This is a genomic window from Qipengyuania pacifica (assembly GCF_019857205.1).
Classification (GTDB): Bacteria; Pseudomonadota; Alphaproteobacteria; order Sphingomonadales; family Sphingomonadaceae; genus Qipengyuania; species Qipengyuania pacifica.
In genome coordinates this window covers 1-17,960 of record NZ_JAHWXO010000002.1, presented here as the reverse complement: position 1 = coordinate 17,960, position 17,960 = coordinate 1, and the positions used below count along the sequence as shown (strand labels likewise).

General features: G+C 63.6%; 16 protein-coding genes. 11 read left to right on the top strand and 5 right to left on the bottom strand.

The features are described from left to right. Positions 1-76 precede the first annotated feature (76 nt). On the top strand, positions 77-1,531 hold the full coding sequence (mgtE, locus tag KYK83_RS03170; protein ID WP_222827170.1) for a magnesium transporter: 1,455 nt from the start codon (positions 77-79) through the stop codon (positions 1,529-1,531). Positions 1,532-1,540: 9 nt separating this feature from the next. Here mgtE and KYK83_RS03165 read toward each other — a convergent pair whose 3' ends face one another. Next, positions 1,541-3,256, bottom strand: coding sequence for a serine hydrolase (locus KYK83_RS03165; RefSeq protein WP_222827169.1), 1,716 nt, complete (start codon positions 3,254-3,256; stop codon positions 1,541-1,543). A gap of 136 nt (positions 3,257-3,392) precedes the next feature. Here KYK83_RS03165 and KYK83_RS03160 point away from each other — a divergent pair, with 136 nt between their 5' ends. The 3 genes from KYK83_RS03160 to KYK83_RS03150 all read left to right on the top strand — a co-directional run bounded on the left by KYK83_RS03160 (position 3,393) and on the right by KYK83_RS03150 (position 6,031). Further along, complete coding sequence (locus KYK83_RS03160) at positions 3,393-3,782, top strand: DUF1489 family protein (protein ID WP_103023108.1); 390 nt, start codon at positions 3,393-3,395, stop codon at positions 3,780-3,782. Between the two features lie 171 nt (positions 3,783-3,953). Beyond that, positions 3,954-5,723 (top strand): methyl-accepting chemotaxis protein, encoded by a 1,770-nt coding sequence (locus KYK83_RS03155; protein ID WP_222827168.1) that lies wholly within the window; start codon positions 3,954-3,956, stop codon positions 5,721-5,723. A gap of 62 nt (positions 5,724-5,785) precedes the next feature. Further along, positions 5,786-6,031: a hypothetical protein gene (locus KYK83_RS03150; protein WP_222827167.1), complete on the top strand. Its 246-nt coding sequence runs from the start codon at positions 5,786-5,788 to the stop codon at positions 6,029-6,031. Between the two features lie 16 nt (positions 6,032-6,047). Here KYK83_RS03150 and KYK83_RS03145 read toward each other — a convergent pair whose 3' ends face one another. The 3 genes from KYK83_RS03145 to KYK83_RS03135 all read right to left on the bottom strand — a co-directional run bounded on the left by KYK83_RS03145 (position 6,048) and on the right by KYK83_RS03135 (position 8,899). Next, positions 6,048-6,731, bottom strand: coding sequence for a DsbA family oxidoreductase (locus KYK83_RS03145; protein ID WP_222827166.1), 684 nt, complete (start codon positions 6,729-6,731; stop codon positions 6,048-6,050). Further along, positions 6,728-7,510, bottom strand: a complete 783-nt coding sequence (gene nudC / locus KYK83_RS03140) for an NAD(+) diphosphatase (RefSeq protein WP_222827427.1) — start codon at positions 7,508-7,510, stop codon at positions 6,728-6,730. Before nudC ends, KYK83_RS03145 begins: the two co-directional genes overlap by 4 nt. A gap of 78 nt (positions 7,511-7,588) precedes the next feature. Then, entirely contained in the window at positions 7,589-8,899 is a 1,311-nt protein-coding gene (locus KYK83_RS03135) for a serine hydrolase domain-containing protein (protein WP_222827165.1), read from the bottom strand. A gap of 60 nt (positions 8,900-8,959) precedes the next feature. Here KYK83_RS03135 and KYK83_RS03130 point away from each other — a divergent pair, with 60 nt between their 5' ends. After that, complete coding sequence (locus tag KYK83_RS03130; RefSeq protein ID WP_397490253.1) at positions 8,960-9,232, top strand: hypothetical protein; 273 nt, start codon at positions 8,960-8,962, stop codon at positions 9,230-9,232. Here KYK83_RS03130 and mutY read toward each other — a convergent pair. Then, the gene (gene mutY, locus KYK83_RS03125; RefSeq protein ID WP_222827164.1) at positions 9,229-10,251 is read right to left on the bottom strand and encodes an A/G-specific adenine glycosylase; all 1,023 of its coding nucleotides are present in this window, start codon (positions 10,249-10,251) and stop codon (positions 9,229-9,231) included. The genes KYK83_RS03130 and mutY overlap by 4 nt on opposite strands. 29 nt (positions 10,252-10,280) lie before the next feature. Here mutY and KYK83_RS03120 point away from each other — a divergent pair, with 29 nt between their 5' ends. From KYK83_RS03120 to KYK83_RS03095, 6 genes are all read left to right on the top strand, one after another. Beyond that, a complete protein-coding gene (locus KYK83_RS03120; RefSeq protein WP_248284242.1) occupies positions 10,281-10,811 on the top strand; it encodes a DUF721 domain-containing protein in 531 nt (176 codons plus the stop codon). After that, positions 10,808-11,512, top strand: coding sequence for a thioredoxin domain-containing protein (locus KYK83_RS03115; protein WP_103023099.1), 705 nt, complete (start codon positions 10,808-10,810; stop codon positions 11,510-11,512). The genes KYK83_RS03120 and KYK83_RS03115 overlap by 4 nt, the downstream gene beginning before the upstream one ends. Positions 11,513-11,621: 109 nt before the next feature. Next, complete coding sequence (locus tag KYK83_RS03110) at positions 11,622-12,362, top strand: thioredoxin domain-containing protein (protein ID WP_221597689.1); 741 nt, start codon at positions 11,622-11,624, stop codon at positions 12,360-12,362. Positions 12,363-12,389: 27 nt separating this feature from the next. Next, positions 12,390-15,812, top strand: coding sequence for an AAA family ATPase (locus KYK83_RS03105; protein ID WP_222827162.1), 3,423 nt, complete (start codon positions 12,390-12,392; stop codon positions 15,810-15,812). A 33-nt stretch (positions 15,813-15,845) separates the two neighbouring features. Beyond that, on the top strand, positions 15,846-17,219 hold the full coding sequence (locus KYK83_RS03100; RefSeq protein ID WP_248284241.1) for a M24 family metallopeptidase: 1,374 nt from the start codon (positions 15,846-15,848) through the stop codon (positions 17,217-17,219). Positions 17,220-17,286: 67 nt separating this feature from the next. Next, positions 17,287-17,808, top strand: a complete 522-nt coding sequence (locus KYK83_RS03095; RefSeq protein WP_222827161.1) for a hypothetical protein — start codon at positions 17,287-17,289, stop codon at positions 17,806-17,808. Positions 17,809-17,960: the final 152 nt, after the last annotated feature.

Sequence of the window (17,960 nt, the reverse complement as noted above, 5' to 3'; positions counted from 1 at the left end):
GGCGCCTACATAGGGATTGTGCAGAGCGTGTCACCCTCTGCTTGCAATCCCATGGCGGGTGCCTAGAGCGATGCTCATGTCGGAGAGCGACCGCCCCCTCGATGAAGACGGATTCCTGCTCGCGCACGAGCCGGCCGAGGAAGGCCGTCCGGACGACCGCATCGACGACGAGCGCATGGACGAGGAAAATACGTTCAAGCCGGAGTTCGTCCGGGCCGTCGAGGATGCGCTCGAGGAGGGCGACACCAAGGCGGTCTACGAACTGGTCGAGCCGCTCCACCCGGCCGACATTGCCGACCTTCTCGAACTTCTCGAACGGCAGGAACGCTACCAGCTAGCCGCCGCCATAACCGATCTGATGACGTCGGAGGTGGTAGCCGAGCTGAACGATTATGTCCGCGAGGACATGATGGAAGCGCTGCCGCCCGAGGCCGTGGCGCAGATCGTCGATCAGCTCGAAACCGACGACGCCGTCCAGCTGATCGAGGATCTGGACGAGGCCGACCAGCGCGCCATTCTGGCCGAGGTCGAGCTGGAGGACCGGATCGCAATCCAGTCCGCCCTGTCCTATCCCGAGGAAACCGCCGGCCGTCTGATGAGCCGCGAGTTCGTGGCCGTGCCCGAACATCTGACGGTGGGCGACCTGATCGATTACCTGCGCGACGGGCGCGACCTGCCCGACGAATTCTTCGAAGTGTTCGTGGTCGACGAAAAGCATCATCCGGTAGGAACCTGCGCCCTGTCATGGGTGCTGCGTGCGCCGCGCAATGTAGCGCTGGCAGACGTGATGAAGCGCGATCAGACGCTCATCCCGGTCATGCTCGACCAGGAAGAGGTCGGCCTGATGTTCCAGAAATACAATCTGATCAGCGCTGCCGTGGTCGATGAGAACGATCGGCTTGTCGGCCAGATGACGGTCGACGACGTGGTCCACATCATTTCCGAAGAAGCGGGCGAAGACGCCCTGCTGATGTCGGGTGCGGGTGATGGCGACATCAACGAACCGATCCGCGAAGCCTATTCCGCGCGGGTCCGCTGGCTGATCGCCAATCTGGGCACGGCGCTGGTCGCATCGCTCATCATCGCCATGTTCGGCGCAGCGATCGAGCAACTGGTTGCCCTTGCCGTGCTGATGCCGATCGTCGCCAGCATCGGTGGCAATGCGGGCACACAGACCATGGCAGTGACCGTCCGTGCAATCGCCACCAACCAGCTGACGCGCAGCAACACGCGGCGCATCCTGCTGCGGGAAATGCGCGTGGCAGTACTCAACGGCATGACCATCGCGGTCCTCATCGGGCTGGCAACTGGCGTGATCTTCAGCCCGATGCTGGGCGGCGTCATCGCACTTGCCATGATCATCAACGTGGTCATCGCCGGGCTCGCCGGCGTGCTGGTGCCAGTGATCTTCGACAGGCTCGATCAGGACCCGGCAGTGGCCAGCAGCGTCTTCGTGACCATGATCACCGATTCCATGGGCTTCTTCGCGTTTCTCGGTCTTGCGGTGGCCAGCGGTATCGTCGGCAGCTGATCGGCGGCATTATTCTTTCACGAGCGGCGAACTGGCCCCGTCCTGGGTGAAGGTCGCGCCCGTGACGATCCCGTTGTCCGCTGCAAACACGATCTCGGCGTTGACGGCCCGCCAGAAGAATTCCGCTTCCGAACGCGGGAAGATCGGCAATGCGCCCTGCCCCGTGATCGCAGCCATAAGCTGATCGCCCTTCCGCGTGACGACGAGGGCCAGATCGGGGTTGAACCGATAGGTGCCGGTGACCCGGTCCAGTTGCTCCTGCGACAGTTCCACTTCCGTGCGGTCCACGCCTGTCGGCGCTTCGGGAACGGCTTTCGCCTCCGCGATCGGCGCACCGATCAGGACGTGAAGTGCGATATCCTGCGCGGACGGTTCGGCGGCGGAATTGGTCAGGGCCACGACCCCGCGACCGGTGGCCGGCTGCAGACCCATGTAGGAGCGGAAACCACCCGTCCCGCCGCCGTGCCCGATCACTTCGCCCGCCGGTGCCATAGTGATCATCCAGCCAAGACCGGCCTTGAATCCCGGCCACTGCCTCGTCTCGCCCAGCGTCAGTTTCATGGCCGGAGCGATGGCAGATTCCGGGTCGAGAGCTGCCTTGAGGAAGATATCCATGTCGTGCGCCGTTGAGCGCAACCCACCAGCCCCGGCGAGAACCGCCAGATTCCAGGCACTGGTGGGCCGCATATATTCGTCGAACCCACCGATGAACCGAGCCTGCTGATCTGGCGTGAGCGTAATGGCGGTATCTTCCATTCCCAGAGGATCAAGGATGCGGGTTCGCAGCAGGGTTTCGAAATCGCTTTTCGCCGCGCGGGCCAGAACATAACCGAGCAAGCCGACGCCCAGGTTCGAATAGCCATACTGACTGCCGATCTCTCTCGGTAATTCGTAGGCGGCGAGAAAACCGAGCAGGTCCGCCTCGGTGTAATCCGCATAGGGATCCGTGACATCGGACGGGCTGAGATTGTCGGGCAAGCGCGGCAAACCCGAATCCTGCTGCGACAGATTTCGCAGAGTGATCTGCCTGCCATCACGCCGGGGCATTGTGGCGCCGTCGGGAAGGTAACTCTCGACAGGGTCATCGAGGGAAACCGTCCCATCGAGCACCATGTCGGCCAGCAGAAGCCCGGTGAAAACCTTCGTCATCGAGCCGATCTCGAACAAGGTTCGCGCATTCACGCTCGCCTCGTCGCTGGAAATCGTGCGCGCGTTCGCCGCTTCCACCGTACCGACGATCATTTCGGCGCCGGGTCTGCCGGCAAGCCGATCGGTTATGGCTGTCCGGATGGCGTCATCACCCGGCATTTCCCAATCATCCGGAAGGGATGGCTGTTTGACCTCGGCGGTCCGTTCGGGGGGCTGGGCGGCGCTCAGGGTCAACGGAAACTGCATTCCTGCCTGGCTGAACACGCCTTGCCAGACTTCGGCCTCGGCATCCCACGTGCCCGAATAGGCTGCCCCTATGGCGGGGACGGAGAAGGATAGTGTGTCGGCATCAGCCACCACTTCCGAGAGCGGAATGTCGAAGGCTTTCTGATCCGGACTGTCGAGCGTTCCCACAAGTGGCCCGTCCTCCCCTCGCTCGAGAGCGACGCCGATCGTCAGACTGGTGCCGTTGAGGTCGAGACTGCCGCGCCAATAGCCGTCCGCCTGCTGCGCTACTGCCGGCGCTGCAGCGACAAGCGCTGCGACGATACCGGCATTTCCGATGTGGCTTCTCATGTTCAAAGCACGCTCCCCAGGCGAAATTGCCCGGGCATTCTTACGCCTGATGCCAATCAGATCAATGTCGCGATGCTTTTTGGACTATCGGCAAAATGCACTTGAGTGCGGCGCCCCATCATCCCATCTGGTCCACATGCCGCTCAATCTGACCAAGATCGCTTTCGGGGCGCAAAGCTATGGCGATATCGAAAGCTGGTATGCGCAGCGGCGTAGCCCGAACCTGACCACGCGTTATCGCCCGACGAAGTGGGAAGAGTGCATCGGCGGATCGCTTTACTGGATCCATCAGCACAGCATCGTGGCACGCAGCGAAATCATCGGATTTTCCGAGACGGCTGACGGGCGCTGGTCGATCGACCTCAAGCCCGAACTCGTCCGAGTGCATCCCCGCCCGAAGCGCGCGCATCAGGGCTGGCGTTATCTCAAGGGAGACGTGCCGCGCGATCTGGCCGAAGGGGAGGACATTGGCGACGCGCTCCCGGGGAAACTGGCAGGCAAGCTGGAGCGCCTCGGACTGATCTGATTTGGTGGAACACGGCACAAGCCGTTGCTTTAGAACGATTGTGACCGTCGGACGACCGGAAGATTTCATTAATAAGTATCTGTTTTTGCGGGTATTTCCGTTATTTCGTTTACGCCGTGGTAAGGGCGCTGACCTAGGGCGCGGCTGACTTCAACAGCGTAGCGCCCCCCCATGACCGACCAGCCGAATTTTGCCGATAGTTTCGCTAGCAAGGTCCACCCGCGATTATGGGGTGAACGGGCTGCGCCAAGCGACGCTGCAGGTCGGAATGGCATCCTCCATCGCTATGGCTTCGTGCGCACCAGCATTGCGGACAAGGTCCGCGTGTTCACGATTTCCTTCACGGTGATCCTGGTTCTGCTGGGTGTTATCCTTGGCGGCGCACAGGCCGCCCTCACCGCCCGTTCCGATCAGGCAGGCGCCAGCGCATCTCGCGCTATGGCCGCTGCGCAGCTCGCGACGTCCATCGCAGAAAGCCGCTATTTCGCTTCGCGTTTCGCCGCGAGTGGCGATTCCGAGGTCATCAGATTGGCTTTCACGACGCTCGAGCAGGCACACGCCGAGGTCGAGGCGACAATCGCGCTGAAGGGTGGAGATGCAGCTTCGCGCGAGCAGATGGAATGGCTGGTCACGCAGGTCGAAGGCTTCCGCCCGGAACTACGCGCCCTGCAATCGTCTATCGATGCACACGGTCCTTCCGCCACAGGCGACGCATTGGCGAACGCGATCGACATAAGCGGAGACCAGCTGGCGCAGCAGTCGGCAGACATCGAAGCCGCCTTGATCGCGCAGTCGGATGCCGCCCAGCAGTCACTCGAAACGCTGAAGACCTGGACCATGGTCATCGCCCTGACGCTGATCGCGGGGTGTATCGCCCTGGTCCACCTCGGCGCCAAGGCACTTTCGGAACAGGTTTCGGATTCACTGGGCGAGATCACGGGCGCGATGACGAGCCTGGCCGGAGGCGACCGGTCCATCGCCATACCCGGCACCGGCCGAGAGGACGAGATCGGTGAAATGGCTAGAGCCCTGGTAGTGTTTCGCGAAAGCGCCGATGCGCTCGCGGACCTTCAGCGAAAGGCACGCGAAGAGCAGAACGCAGTCCTCCGGCGACTGGTCGATAATTTCCGCGGCGGTGTCGGTGAAGTAGCCGTAAGCGTTGCGCAGGCTTCGCGGGAGCTTCAGTCAACGTCGACCGACATGGCCGGAGCTGCAACCCAGACGATCGGCTTCGTGGAGCAGGTTTCGCGCGACATGGCAGAAACGCAGATCGGCGTCACCGCGGCGGCCGCGGCCAGCGATCAGTTTGCCCTCTCTATAGCGGAGATCGGCAAGCAGGCGGGCAATTCGGCCAGCGTGGTCCAGGACGCGCGGCAATCGACCGAACTGGCCGACACCAAGATGGCTGAGCTGGCTTACGTGGCTGAAGAAATTGGCGGTGTGGTCGATCTGATCGGAGCGATCGCCGACAGGACCAATCTCCTCGCCCTCAACGCTTCGATAGAGGCAGCGCGCGGTGGCGAAGCCGGGCGAGGCTTTGCGGTCGTCGCCTCCGAAGTGAAGGACTTGGCCCGGCAGACCCGCGATGCAACCGGCGAGGTGGCCGCCCGTATAATCGGCATGCAGGCAACGAGCCGGGAGAGCGTCGATGCCTTGGCGCAAATCGGTGAGCGCATTCGTGAGGTCGAACTGACGGCCACCGCCATCGCGCAAGCAGTCGACGAACAGTCGGTTTCGAGCCGCGAACTGGCGCGGAACCTCGACCTTGCGGCCAATGGCGTCGACAATATCGGCAGCAGCATCGCGCAGATAGCACAGATGGCTCGCAATACGGGCAAAGCTTGCGAGCAGGTACTCGCTTCTGCCGATACATTAGACCTGACCGCCCACGATCTCGATGCCCGCTCGCGGGAGTTCGTGGAATCAGTGCGCGCAGCATAGGTCCGGAATCTCGGAACAGGCCCCCTCCCTCGTCCATTGATTCGGCAAAGGAGAATGTACCAATGCCCGAACGCCAATCGCGTCACCCCGACAACGAATTCATCGAGGAAATCACCGAAGGCGATACGCCATCGCAGCAGGGTTCCGCTGGCGGTGAAGTCAACCGCCGTGTGGGCAAGCGCGGCGAAGAAAACAGCGCTACCGACCCTGCAAACCGCGAGCCAGAAACAGGCTCGGACAATCCCGATCAGTATGCTCGGAAAGGCGAAAAGACGCTTTCCGCCATGCAGCATTCGCGCAGCAGCTAGATCGGCGCAGCAGCGATCAGGCCGGAATCTTTGCCGCCACCCGTCGCAGTGCATCCGCGTAGGCTTCGGGTGGCTGAGCGCCGGGGATCATGAACTTGTTTTCTACGATCATCGCCGGAACTCCGGTGATGTTCAGGTCCCAGGCAGCGCTCTCTTCCGCGCGAACCTTGTGGGCGAGTTCTTCGCTCTTTAGCGCAGCTTGCGCTTCGGAACGGTCGAGACCCACGCTTTCGGCGATATCCATCAGGACCTGATGATCCGCAATGCGGCGACGCTCGTTGAAATGCGCCTTGAACAGCGCAAGTTTGAGTTCGGTCTGCTTTTCGGGTCCGAACCGCTCGCCAGCCCATGTCAGCAGCTTGTGCGCATCGAAAGTGTTCCACATCCAGCGCAGGGGCTCGGGATCGGGACCTTCATAATCCAGCGACACGCCAGCGCCTTGGGCCGCTTCGCGCATCCGGCCCTGTACCGTCTTGGACTGTTCGGGGGTGGAGCCATATTTACGCGCGATATGCGCGGCGCTTTCTTCCCCTTCGGCCGGCATGTCGGGATTGAGTTCAAAGGCGTGCCAGCGCACATCGGCCTCGATCTCGCCGTCGAGCAGTGCCAGCCCTTTCTGAAGCGCGCCCCAACCGATCAGGCACCAGGGGCACATCACGTCGGACCATATGTCGATCCGCAAGGTTCGCGGGCTGCTCATCGATCTATCCACCACTGCATCAGGTGATGCGCTATAGCATGCGGCGGAGGGGCAACGAAGCGGCCGTTGCCCGCCAGTGCCGCCTCAACCTCCTCACGCGTGTACCAGTCGATTTCGGCCATCTCGGTTTCGTCGATGATAAGTTCCTCGCTATCGGCATGACTGTGGCAGCCGATCATCAACTGGCTCGGAAACGGCCAGGGCTGGCTCGCGACATAGGTTACATCGCGCACTTGCACGCCCGATTCTTCCAGCACCTCCCGCGCGACAGCCTCTTCAATGCTCTCACCCGGCTCGACAAAACCGGCGAGTGCCGAAAAGCGGCCCTCGGGCCAGCCGAGACCGCGGCCCAGCATCAGCCGTCCTTCGTGTTCGACCAGCATAATCGTGACGGGGTCGGTGCGCGGGAAATGGCTGGCACCGCATTGCGTGCAGTCGCGCTGCCAACCACCCTTGGCCAGTACCGTCTCACCGCCACAGGCAGCACAGAAACGATGGCGCGCATGCCAGTCGATCAGGCTGCGAGCACCGCCATATAGCGCGAGATCGTCGGGCTGCAGTGTCGCCATCAACGACCATAGTTGCGGGTTAGCCATGCGCGGAGCGGCGTCTCCGCGCGGCGGAACCGCAGCGAAGCAGGCCTTGCCGTCATCGAGTCCCAGAAAACACAGCTCCGCATTCTCGGGCGCATCGGCCAATGTGCCGAATGCCAGCCGCCCGTGATCGTCCAGCGATGGCATCAATCCGTCCAGCGCCAGCAACCGCGCTTTCCAGTTCATATAGCCGCTAAGCCGTTCCGGATCGGCGCGGACATGGTCGGCGCGGTCGAGGCGCGAGCCCGTGAAGGACAGCACGGGTTAGCTCTTCGCTCCCTGCATGACGGCAAGGTCTTCCAGCACCGCCTTTGGAAAAGCGTCGTGGACCGGGTAAGCTTCGGACGGCATGTACTGCGTCATCAGATTGGCGCGCAGGCCGACCTTGTAGCTTACCAGGGCGACCGTACCGGCAGCCCCGCCCCAGCCGTAGGCGCCGTCGCTTACGCGCCCGCCCGCGCCGAAGCCCTGGCCCTCGATCCACGTACCCTTGGTCGTGGCGGTTTCCGGAAGAAGGTCAGAGGTGCCAAGCTTCACGGCCTTTTCGCTCATGACGCGCCGTCCGTCGATGACGCCGTATCCCAGCAGCATTTCCAGGAAACGATCGTAATCGCGCGGGCTCGATACCAGCCCGGCGCCACCGAACGGGAATGGCGGTTTGTCGAGGAAGATCGACGCCCGCGCCGGGTCCATCGGCAGCGGCGAGCCGTTCATGATCCCATAATTCGTCGTCAGACGGCCGATTTCGCTTTCCGGCACGGTGAACCAGGTACTGGTCATGCCGGTGGGTTCGAAAATCCGCGTGCGCAGGAATTCATCGAACTTCATGCCCGATGCCACTTCGATGACGCGCCCCATCAGATCGAGCCCGACAGAATAGCTCCATTTCGAACCCGGCTGCAGCACCAGCGGCATCTTGGCCAGCCGGTCCGCGAAGACATCCAGCCCCTTTACCGCCGTCGCGCGCCCGAGGCCCGGGAGCGGAAGACGGCTGACCTGGCCCGGGATCAGGCCCTGTTCGGTATAGGCCGCCGCGATCGGGCCTTTCTGCACGATGTTGTAGCCCAGGCCTGCAGTGTGGGTGAGGAGCTGGCGCACCGTGATCGGGCGTTCCGCCGGGACCACGTCGGTGATGGAGCCGTCATAGGTCTTCTGCACCATCATGTTGGAATAAGCCGGGAGCAGTTCCGCGATGGGCTGATCGAGCTCGAGCTTGCCTTCGTCAATGAGGATCATCGCTGCCATGCCGGTGATCGGCTTGGTCATGGAATAGATCCGATAGAGACTGTCGGCATCGGCCTTGACCGTTCCGCCCAATGCCAACGTGCCGCGAGCGATATAGAGGGGCTCCTTGTCGCCCCATCCAAGTGTCGCGACCATGTTCGCCACCTTGCGTTCGATCACGTATTTCTGGACCATCGCGCTGACGTTCTTCCAGTCCGCAGCAGCTTCGCGAGCGAAAGCCATGCGGCCCATCGGAGCACCCGCCAGCGCCGCCCCTGCGGTAAGCCAGGCGCCCCCGCGCAGCAGCGCGCGGCGGGACATGCTGGGGGTGTCGAACTCGCGATAGGCCATTCGTCTCTCTCCGATACTCTGTTTACGAAGGTTTGTGCGTGAGCGGCGCAGGGCCGTCAATTGCGAATTGAAACTGTTGCATTGCCCCGGTGCTTTACCCATACCGAACACATGCTGAACCTTCTCTCAATCCTGTTCGGACTCGTGTCCCTCGTCGTCGTCATTCCGGCGACTATTCCTCTTCTCGGCTGGGCCAACTGGTTCGCACTGCCGCTGATCGTGATCGGCGTGGTGCTTGGCCAGTTTTCGTCGAGCAACGGGGGACGGAATTTCTGCCTCATCGTCCTGCTGATTGCGGCGATCCGGCTGTCGCTTGGCGGCGGGCTTATCTAACCCGACTGCGCCAACCGGGCAGCCTTGGCAAACAAGGTCGGCAGACCTGCTTCGTCGAGGCTGTCGATCGGCCACCATTCGCCCTGGCCTTCAGGCTGGCTCGCCGCGAGGCTGGTGAGGACCGTCAGCTCGAGCGAGAAATGGGTGAAGGTGTGGCGCACGACGCCGGCGCTCTCCCATATCCCCGGTGATGGCGTTTGCATCGAACCGCTGGAGCGGGCGTTCCAGCCATCGTCAGGCAAGGCGCGCATGCCGCCGAGAATGCCGGTGTCGGGACGCCTGACGAGCCACACGGCACCATCGTTTTCCATCCAGTAGGCCTGCCCCTGTCGCAGCGGTTTCGCTTTCTTCGGGGCCTTGACCGGCAATCGTCCCGGACCGCCCTCGGCCCTTGCCTTGCAGGCGTTCGACAAGGGGCACAGGAGGCATCTGGGATCGCGCGCGGTGCAGATCGTCGCGCCCAAGTCCATCATGGCCTGCGCAAAGTCGCCGGCACGCATATCGGGTGTGATCGCATCGGCCGCTATGCGAATGGCCTTGCGGCCGGCCGGCAGCGGTTCCTCGATAGCGAACAGTCGCGCGACGACGCGCTCGACATTGGCATCGACCACCACGGCACGTTTTTCAAATGCGATCGCTGCGATTGCCGCAGCGGTATAGGCCCCGAGGCCCGGCAATCTGCGAAGGTCGCTTTCCGTTTCGGGAAAGTGCCCCAGTTCGGCCACGGCCCGCGCGCATTTCACGAGATTTCGCGCCCGCGAGTAATAGCCCAGCCCCGCCCACGCCGCCATGACGTCTTCTTCGGGCGCTGCCGCAAGCGCCTCTACATTGGGCCAGCGCGCGAGAAACGCTTCGAAATAGGGTTTCACCGCGGCGACCGTGGTCTGTTGGAGCATGACTTCCGACAGCCAGACGCGGTACGGTTCCGGCGGAGGCGTTCCCGGCTGCGCGCGCCATGGCAGTTCGCGAGCATGCGCGTCATACCAGTCGAGCAAATTGTCAGAGACAGTGGCGGCCACCGCCCGCCTATGGCATGGAGCCAGGCGACATGGGAAGCGACAAGACAAAATCCGAGGCGAGACACTACCGGCGTCCACGCGGCGGCGTGGCCAAGCCTATCAGCGACCTCATGCCGCAGATCGGACGCAGCGCGTTTCGCCGTTACGGCTTCGTCCAGAGCTCCGTCGTCAGCCGCTGGCCTGAAATCGTGGGCGAAATACACGCCCGGACATGCACACCCGAAATGATCCGTTTCCCACCGGGCGAGAAATCCGAAGGCATCATGCATCTGGTGGTCAAACCTGCACATGCGCCGCTGGTCCAGCAGGTCATTCCGGAAATAATCGAACGGGTGAACCGGTTCTTCGGATATCGTGCCGTCGCCCGGATCAAGCTGCGGCAAGGCGAGGTTAAGCCACCACCGGGAAGAGAGGCGCAGAAAGCGCCGCCTTCGCTCAAACCGATTCCGATGGAATTGGGTGACAGTCTGCGCGATATCGGAGACCCGGAATTGCGTACGGTGCTGGAATCGCTGGCGCGCAGCATGGGGTCTCGAGAAGACGGGGATGACATAAAGTGAAAATCAAATCGTTGGCCATGGCAGCGCTCGCGCTGGTCGGTGCGAGCACGCTGGCTCTTGGCGCAAATGCGCAGGAACGCTTGATGAAGCCCGGCGGCAACTGGGCCGGTATGCTGCAGGCATCCGATGGCGGGCATCTTTTCGGCAACCCGGAAGCCGAAAAGAAGCTGATCGAATTCATGAGCTACACCTGCTCTCACTGCGCGGAATTCGCGCGCAAGGGCGATGCGGCAATCAAGCTGTCCTACGTTCCCACCGGCAAGATCAGCTATGAAGTCCGCCATTTGATCCGTGACCCCGTCGATCTGACCGCCGCGTTGCTGACCCACTGCGGCGATGAAAAGAAGTTCGGCGGCAATCACGAAGCGATCATGTATCGTTTCGACGAATGGATGGACAAGGCGCGCAATGCGACGCAGGCGCAGCGTTCGCGCTGGCAGTTCGGCACGAATTCGGCACGGTTCCAGGCGATCGCCAGCGACCTCGATTTCTACGAGATAATGGAAACCCGTGGCTACCGCCGGGCCGATCTCGACCGGTGCCTGTCCGACGAAGCGAAAGCGAAGGCTCTGGCCGATACTTCGGCAGCCGATGTTGCGAAGTACCAGCTTACGGGCACGCCGAGCTTCGTGCTCGATGGCAAGCTGCTCGAAGCGCATGACTGGCCTTCGCTCGAAAAACGTCTCAAGGACGCAATCTGAAGACCGCTAACCCGTTTTTCGGGGGAAAGCCCTGTGGATACGCATAATAGCGCCTTTCCTTGGGGACATCCCCCGGCATAGCCTCCCCAGCATAGATACGAGGATTTTCATGACCAAGACCTTGCGTTTCGCCCTTGCCGCTCCGCTTGCCCTGGCGCTGGCCGCCTGCGGATCGGGTGCAGAGGAAACCGGTGAAATCAAGGGCGATGCCATTGCCGCCATCCCCGCACCCGCAGGTACGGAATGGCGCAGCACGGCAGTCATGACCGACGATGGCGGCGTACTCGTCGGCAATCCCGACGCCCCGCTCAAATTGATGGAATACGGCTCGCTCACCTGCCCGACCTGCGCACGGTTCGCGGTGGAAGGCAGCGAGCCCTTGATGGAATATATCGACAGCGGCGTCGTCAGCTTCGAACTGCGCCAATACGCCATCCATGGCCCGCTCGACCTGCTGCTCGGCCGGCTGACCCAATGCGGTCCCGTAGAAGCGGTCCTGCCGCTATCGGACCAGGTCTGGATGAATTACGAAACTATCATGCAGCCGATCCAGACCAATCAGGCCGCTTTCGAAGCAGCGATGCAGCGCCCGATGCAGGAACGCTTCGTGGTGGCCGCCGAACAGATGGGCTATCTCGACTTCTTCGCCGCACGCGGGATCAGCGAAGATCAGGGACGTCAGTGCCTGGCCGATACCGCCAAGCTGGAAGAACAGGCGAACTTCACCCAGCGTTACGGCAGCGAATTCGACATTACCGGCACCCCGACCTTCAAGCTGAACGGCCGCGATGTCGATGCCAACACCTGGGCCGGGCTTGAACCGATACTGCAGCGCGCTGGCGCCAGGTAAAGCTGGCAACGGGGGGCCGGGACAGGAATGGAGATCTCGAAGCTCAAACTGAGTGGCTTCAAGAGCTTCGTCGAGCCTTCCACCTTGCATATCGAACCGGGGCTGACGGGTGTCGTCGGCCCCAACGGTTGCGGCAAATCCAACCTGCTCGAGGCGATCCGCTGGGTGATGGGCGAAAACTCGCCCAAATCCATGCGCTCTGGCGGGATGGAAGACGTCATCTTCGCCGGTACGCAAAGCCGCCCGCAGCGTGATTTCGCCGAAGTCGTTCTCAACGGCGCGGACGATGACGGCGACGAGATGGAAGTCGTCCGGCGGATCGAACGCGGCGCCGGCAGCGCCTATCGCCTGAACGGGCGGGACGTGCGCGCGAAGGACGTGGCGCTGATCTTCGCGGATGCGGCCACCGGCGCGCACAGCCCTGCCCTCGTCAGCCAGGGCAAGATCGCGCAGGTCATCGCCGCCAAGCCCACCGAACGGCGACAGATGCTCGAAGAAGCAGCGGGCATCGCGGGCCTCCACGTGCGGCGGCGCGATGCCGAAAGCAAACTGCGGCAGACCGAGACGAACCTCGAACGGCTCGAAGACATCATGGCCGGGCTCGACAGCCAGATCGCTTCGCTGCGGCGGCAGGCCAAGCAGGCGGAACGCTATCGCAAGCTGTCCGACGAGATAAAGACCGCCGAAGCGCGGCTGGTATTCGCCCGCTGGCGCGATGCGGCGGCGGCAGCGGAAGAAGCCAAGAAAGCGGCGGCGGCTGCCGAAGCCAGGGTAAGCGAAACGCAGAAGGCTGCGGACGAGGCGCAGAAGGCGCAGCGGACGGCCGCCGAAGCGCTGGCGGAAGCGCGCGGGGAACAGGCGGACCGCCGCGACGATGCGAGCGCGCACGGGCACCGCATGGCGGCACTGAGCACCCAGCTCGAAGCGGCCGAGCAGCGGCTCGCCGATCTCGACCGGCAGAAGGCGCGGCTCGAAGCCGACAAGGGCGATGCAGACCGATTGACGCGGGATGCCGCCGAGGCGCTTTCGAAGCTGGAGCGCGATCTGGCCGAGAGCGAGAAGGCCCTCGCGACGGACGAGGAACGCCGCCCTGCCCTTGATCGCGCGCAGGAACAGGCCGAGCGGGACAGCCGCACCGCCGAACTCGCGCTGGCCAAGGCGACAGCGGACAACGCCGGGGTCGAGGCGGAATGGCGCGTCGCCGAAGCCGAGATCGCCCAGGCGAAAGCCCGCCTCGAACGGGCCGAGGCGGAAGCACGCCGCATGGCGCAGCAGCGCGCCGCGCTGGCCGGTGAAGATCCGGATGCCGATGTCGATGCTGCCAAAGCCGCAGCCGAGGAGGCCGCAGCATCGCTGGCTAGCTTTCGAGCAAGGCTGGACGACCTCCAGGCGCGCAAGGCGGAATTGCAGGCCGAGCGTGACGAGGCATCGTCGCACCTCGCCGAAGCCAGGGCCGAACTGTCCGGCGTGCAACGAGAGTGGGAAGCGCTGAAGCGCGACCGGGAGGCGCGCGAGCGGGCGATGTCCAAGCGCAGCGGTCGCCAGCAGGCGATCGACGGCGTGCGGGCCGCAAAGGGATACGAGCGGGCCGTGGCCGCGGCGCTGGGCCGCGATGGCAAGGCGCTGCTGGGCGTGCCGGACGGCGATGCGGAGGGGCGGTACTGGACCGGAGCCGAAGCGCCCGCGCCCGTGGAGGACAGTCTGTCGGCCCATGTCGAGAGCTGTCCCGCGGAATTGCGCGCCTTGCTGGCCCTGGTGCATGTCGCGCAAGCGGACGATGGCCGGGCGCTGGAGCCGGGCCATGCGCTGGTGACGATGGCGGGGCAATTGCGCCGCTGGGACGGTCTGGTGGTGCGCGGCGAAGGTTCTGCGGAGGCCGCACGGCTCGAAGCGGAGAACCGGTTTGCCGAACTCGACCAGCGCCTGCCTGCCCTGCAAGACGCTGCAACGCATGCCAATCATACGCTTGATCGGGCCGCCGAACAGCTGGTGAACGTTCAGCGGGATCTGATCGCGGCGGAACGCGAACTGGCCGGCGCCGCCGATGCCGAGCGACAGGCGCTGCGCGCGCTGGATCAGGCCGACGCCGCCCGCGAAAGACTGGCTGCGCGACTGGAGGAGCTCGACCGGAGCGAGGCCGAGCATGGCGAGGTGATCGCCTCGGCCAAGGCCGATCTCGCATCCGCCGAGGCCAAGCGCGATGCCCTGCCCGATCCCGCAGCCGGTCGCGCATCGCTGGAAGCCGCACGTGCCAGAAACGAAGCGTCCCGGTCGAACCTGCAGGCCCGCGCGGCAGAACTGGCCGCCCACGACCAGGCGCTCGCCGTGGCGCGCGAGCGGGCATCGGCCCAGCGCAGCGACATGGCGAACTGGCAGGCCCGCAGCGGCGATGCCGCACGGCGCCTGTCCGAAATGGAAATCCGGGCGGAGGAAATCGAGGAAGAACGCGCGATCGTCGCCGCCAAGCCGGAAGGGCTGATACGCGAGATCGAACAGGGCGATCAGGTCCGCGAGCGGCTGACGCGCGAACTTGCCGCAGCCGAACAGGCGGTGGCCGAGGCGGGCGGCGCCGCGCACGACGCCGACCGCGCCTTTGCCGCAGCGAACGAAGCGCTGGCCGATGCGCGCGAGAACCGGGCCGGCCTTGCCGCCCGCGCGGAAAATCAGGACAGCCGCCGGATCGAGATGACGCGCATTTCGGGCGAACGGTTCCAGTGCCCGCCGCCGCTGCTGCCCCAGCGCTTCGAATTCGACGAGGACGCCATCCGGTCCGCCGAGGCGGAGAGCGAGGAGATGGACCGCCTGACCGCCAGCCGCGAGCGCATCGGCCCGGTCAATCTCGTCGCCGCGGACGAGCTGGAGCGGATCGAGAGCGAGCATGGCACCAATGCCGCCGATCAGGAGGAATTGCGCGAGGCGGTCAGCCGGCTGCGCGGATCGATCGGCAATCTCAACCGCGAAGGGCGCGAGCGGCTGCGCACGGCGTTCGAGCAGGTCAACGACCACTTCCAGCGCCTGTTCAACCGGCTGTTCGAAGGGGGCGAGGCACATCTTGCGCTGATCGACAGCGACGATCCGCTGGAAGCCGGGCTGGAAATCTTCGCCCAGCCGCCGGGCAAGAAACTGCAATCGCTGACCCTGCTTTCGGGCGGCGAACAGGCGCTGACCGCCACCGCGCTGATCTTCGGCCTGTTCCTGACGAACCCGGCACCGATCTGTGTGCTGGACGAAGTCGACGCGCCGCTGGACGATGCCAATATCGACCGGTTCTGCGACCTGCTGGACGCGATGGTGCGCGAAACGCAGACCCGTTATCTGATCGTCACGCACAACGCCGTGACCATGAGCAGGATGCACCGCCTGTTCGGCGTGACGATGATCGAAAAAGGCGTCAGCCGTCTCGTCAGCGTGGACCTTGGCGGGGCTGAGGAATTGCTGGCCGCGGAATAGGCTGGCCGGCCCGAGGGGAGAATTTTTCCGACAATGTTACTGCGTTTTCCGATCGGGGCCGCCCTGCTGTGCGCCGCCCTTGCCGCATCACCATCCCATGCGCAGGACGCCGCGCCGCCGCAGATCGCCATGAGCGATAGCGAGCAGGCCGTCCCGGACATGCCGGAACTGCTGTCGATGCGGGAGCGTGCCGAGGTCATCGACCGCATCCTGGCAAAACGGCTCGACACGGTGGTGCCGCAGATCATGCGCGAAGAGGGCATCGACATGTGGGTGCTGATGGCGCGTGAATATTTCGAGGAACCCGTCATCGCGACCATGCTGGACGGGCAAAGCATGAGTGCGCGGCGCCGCACCATCCTGGTGTTTTACGATCCGGGCGAAGGCCAGCCGGTGGAGCGGCTGACGGTGAGCCGATACGGGCTTGGCGATCTGTTCGAAGCGGCATGGGAGCCGGGTACGCAACCCGACCAGTGGCAGGCGGTGGCGGATATCGTGGCAGAGCGCGACCCGCAGAAGATCGCGATCAACTTCTCCGACCTCAGCGCCTTTGGCGACGGGATGACGCTGAGCCAGTACCGGCTGATGAGTGCGGCGTTGCCGCAGACCTACCGCGACCGCATCGTGTCGGGCGAAACGCTGGCGACACGCTGGCTCGAGCACCGCATTCCGGAAGAGATGGAAATCTATCCCGGCATTGTCCGAATTGCGCATGCGCTGATCGGGCGCGCCTTTTCGCGCGAAGTCATCACATCCGGGTCGACCACCGCGGCCGATGTCGAATGGTGGTACCGCGACACGCTGGCTTCGCTGGGCCTGACACCCTGGTTCCACCCGTCGGTCGGCATCCAGCGCGAAGGCGCGGAAGGGATGCTGCGCGGCGACACGGTGATCCAGCCGGGCGATCTGCTGTGGACCGACTTCGGCATCACCTATCTGCGGCTGAACACCGATACGCAGCATCTGGCCTATGTGCTGAAACCGGGCGAAACCTCCGCCCCGCAAGGGCTGAAAGACGGCCTTGCCGCGACGAACCGCGTGCAGGATGCGCTGCTGGAATCGTTCGAAACCGGGCTGAGCGGCAACGAGATCCTGTCACGCGCGCGCGCGAAGGCGATTGCACAGGGACTGATGCCTTCGATCTATTCGCATCCCATCGGATATCACGGACACGGCGCGGGAACGCCCATCGGTTTCTGGGACAATCAGAATGGCGATCCCCGCGGCGAATACGCCCTGCGCCCCGACACCGCCTGGTCGATCGAACTGACCAGCTACAACGCCGTACCCGAATGGGGCGGACAGGTCGTGGACTTCCGGTCCGAGGAAGACGCCTGGTTCGACGGTGAAAAGGTGTGGTTTCTGGATGGCAGACAGACGGAGCTCAGGCTGGTCCCGTCGGAGTGATGCGAGGAGCAGGGCTTGGTGTTGGCGAGGAACCGTGGATCGCTGAAGGGGCGCAAGTAGGCGAGGCTTGAACTGTCGCTATCGGCTGCTTTTGGGGTGGGAAGCGGTCATCTGGTCGCCTAGCGTAAAAACCATGCGTCATTGGACGACCCTTCTAATTGTTGCTGCGCTCACAGCTTGCAGCGATGAACGGCCAGTTGATTGTGAAGTTCTCCGAGATGAAACCCTTGCCTGCATGGATCGCGTGGCTGGGTCTGGGGAGCGGAATAGTAGTGCTATTTTTGATGAATGCTTCCCAATGTCAGAGCCTCAGCGCTTCACCGGCACTTGGGCAACCGACTTTGAGGTGAATGAATTTCATGAAGGTCAGGCGCTAACCGCCGAGGAGGCATGGCGGCACCAAGACGCCACAGACCGCTTGTGGGGAACCGCGCTAGAAAGGCATGCGTCTGACAACTCGGCCTACGTAATGGAGGTCGAGTTTGTTGGCAGGTATCCACTTTGCAACCTCACCCAGCCGGGGCGCGACATCATTGTCGACGACCTAATCCGCGCCCGCACGGTCGAGCGCACCCCGTCCAAGATGTAGAGCCCGATATGTGGTCGTTAGGAGTCGGTCCGCTTTTATCGTGCATTTGCGGTTAGCGAACAGTCGGCTTTCATGCGCTCCGACAACACGTGGGAAGGTCTGCATCTGGGGTGGAAACCGGTCATTCAAGAGATCTGGCTGTTTGACTGGAT

Coding starts and splice junctions, on each gene's coding strand:
- mgtE (WP_222827170.1), top strand. CDS start 77: ATGTCGGAGAGCGACCGCCCCCTCGATGAAGACGGATTCCTGCTCGCG.
- KYK83_RS03165 (WP_222827169.1), bottom strand. CDS start 3,256: ATGAGAAGCCACATCGGAAATGCCGGTATCGTCGCAGCGCTTGTCGCT.
- KYK83_RS03160 (WP_103023108.1), top strand. CDS start 3,393: ATGCCGCTCAATCTGACCAAGATCGCTTTCGGGGCGCAAAGCTATGGC.
- KYK83_RS03155 (WP_222827168.1), top strand. CDS start 3,954: ATGACCGACCAGCCGAATTTTGCCGATAGTTTCGCTAGCAAGGTCCAC.
- KYK83_RS03150 (WP_222827167.1), top strand. CDS start 5,786: ATGCCCGAACGCCAATCGCGTCACCCCGACAACGAATTCATCGAGGAA.
- KYK83_RS03145 (WP_222827166.1), bottom strand. CDS start 6,731: ATGAGCAGCCCGCGAACCTTGCGGATCGACATATGGTCCGACGTGATG.
- nudC (WP_222827427.1), bottom strand. CDS start 7,510: ATGAACTGGAAAGCGCGGTTGCTGGCGCTGGACGGATTGATGCCATCG.
- KYK83_RS03135 (WP_222827165.1), bottom strand. CDS start 8,899: ATGGCCTATCGCGAGTTCGACACCCCCAGCATGTCCCGCCGCGCGCTG.
- KYK83_RS03120 (WP_248284242.1), top strand. CDS start 10,281: ATGGGAAGCGACAAGACAAAATCCGAGGCGAGACACTACCGGCGTCCA.
- KYK83_RS03110 (WP_221597689.1), top strand. CDS start 11,622: ATGACCAAGACCTTGCGTTTCGCCCTTGCCGCTCCGCTTGCCCTGGCG.
- KYK83_RS03105 (WP_222827162.1), top strand. CDS start 12,390: ATGGAGATCTCGAAGCTCAAACTGAGTGGCTTCAAGAGCTTCGTCGAG.
- KYK83_RS03100 (WP_248284241.1), top strand. CDS start 15,846: ATGTTACTGCGTTTTCCGATCGGGGCCGCCCTGCTGTGCGCCGCCCTT.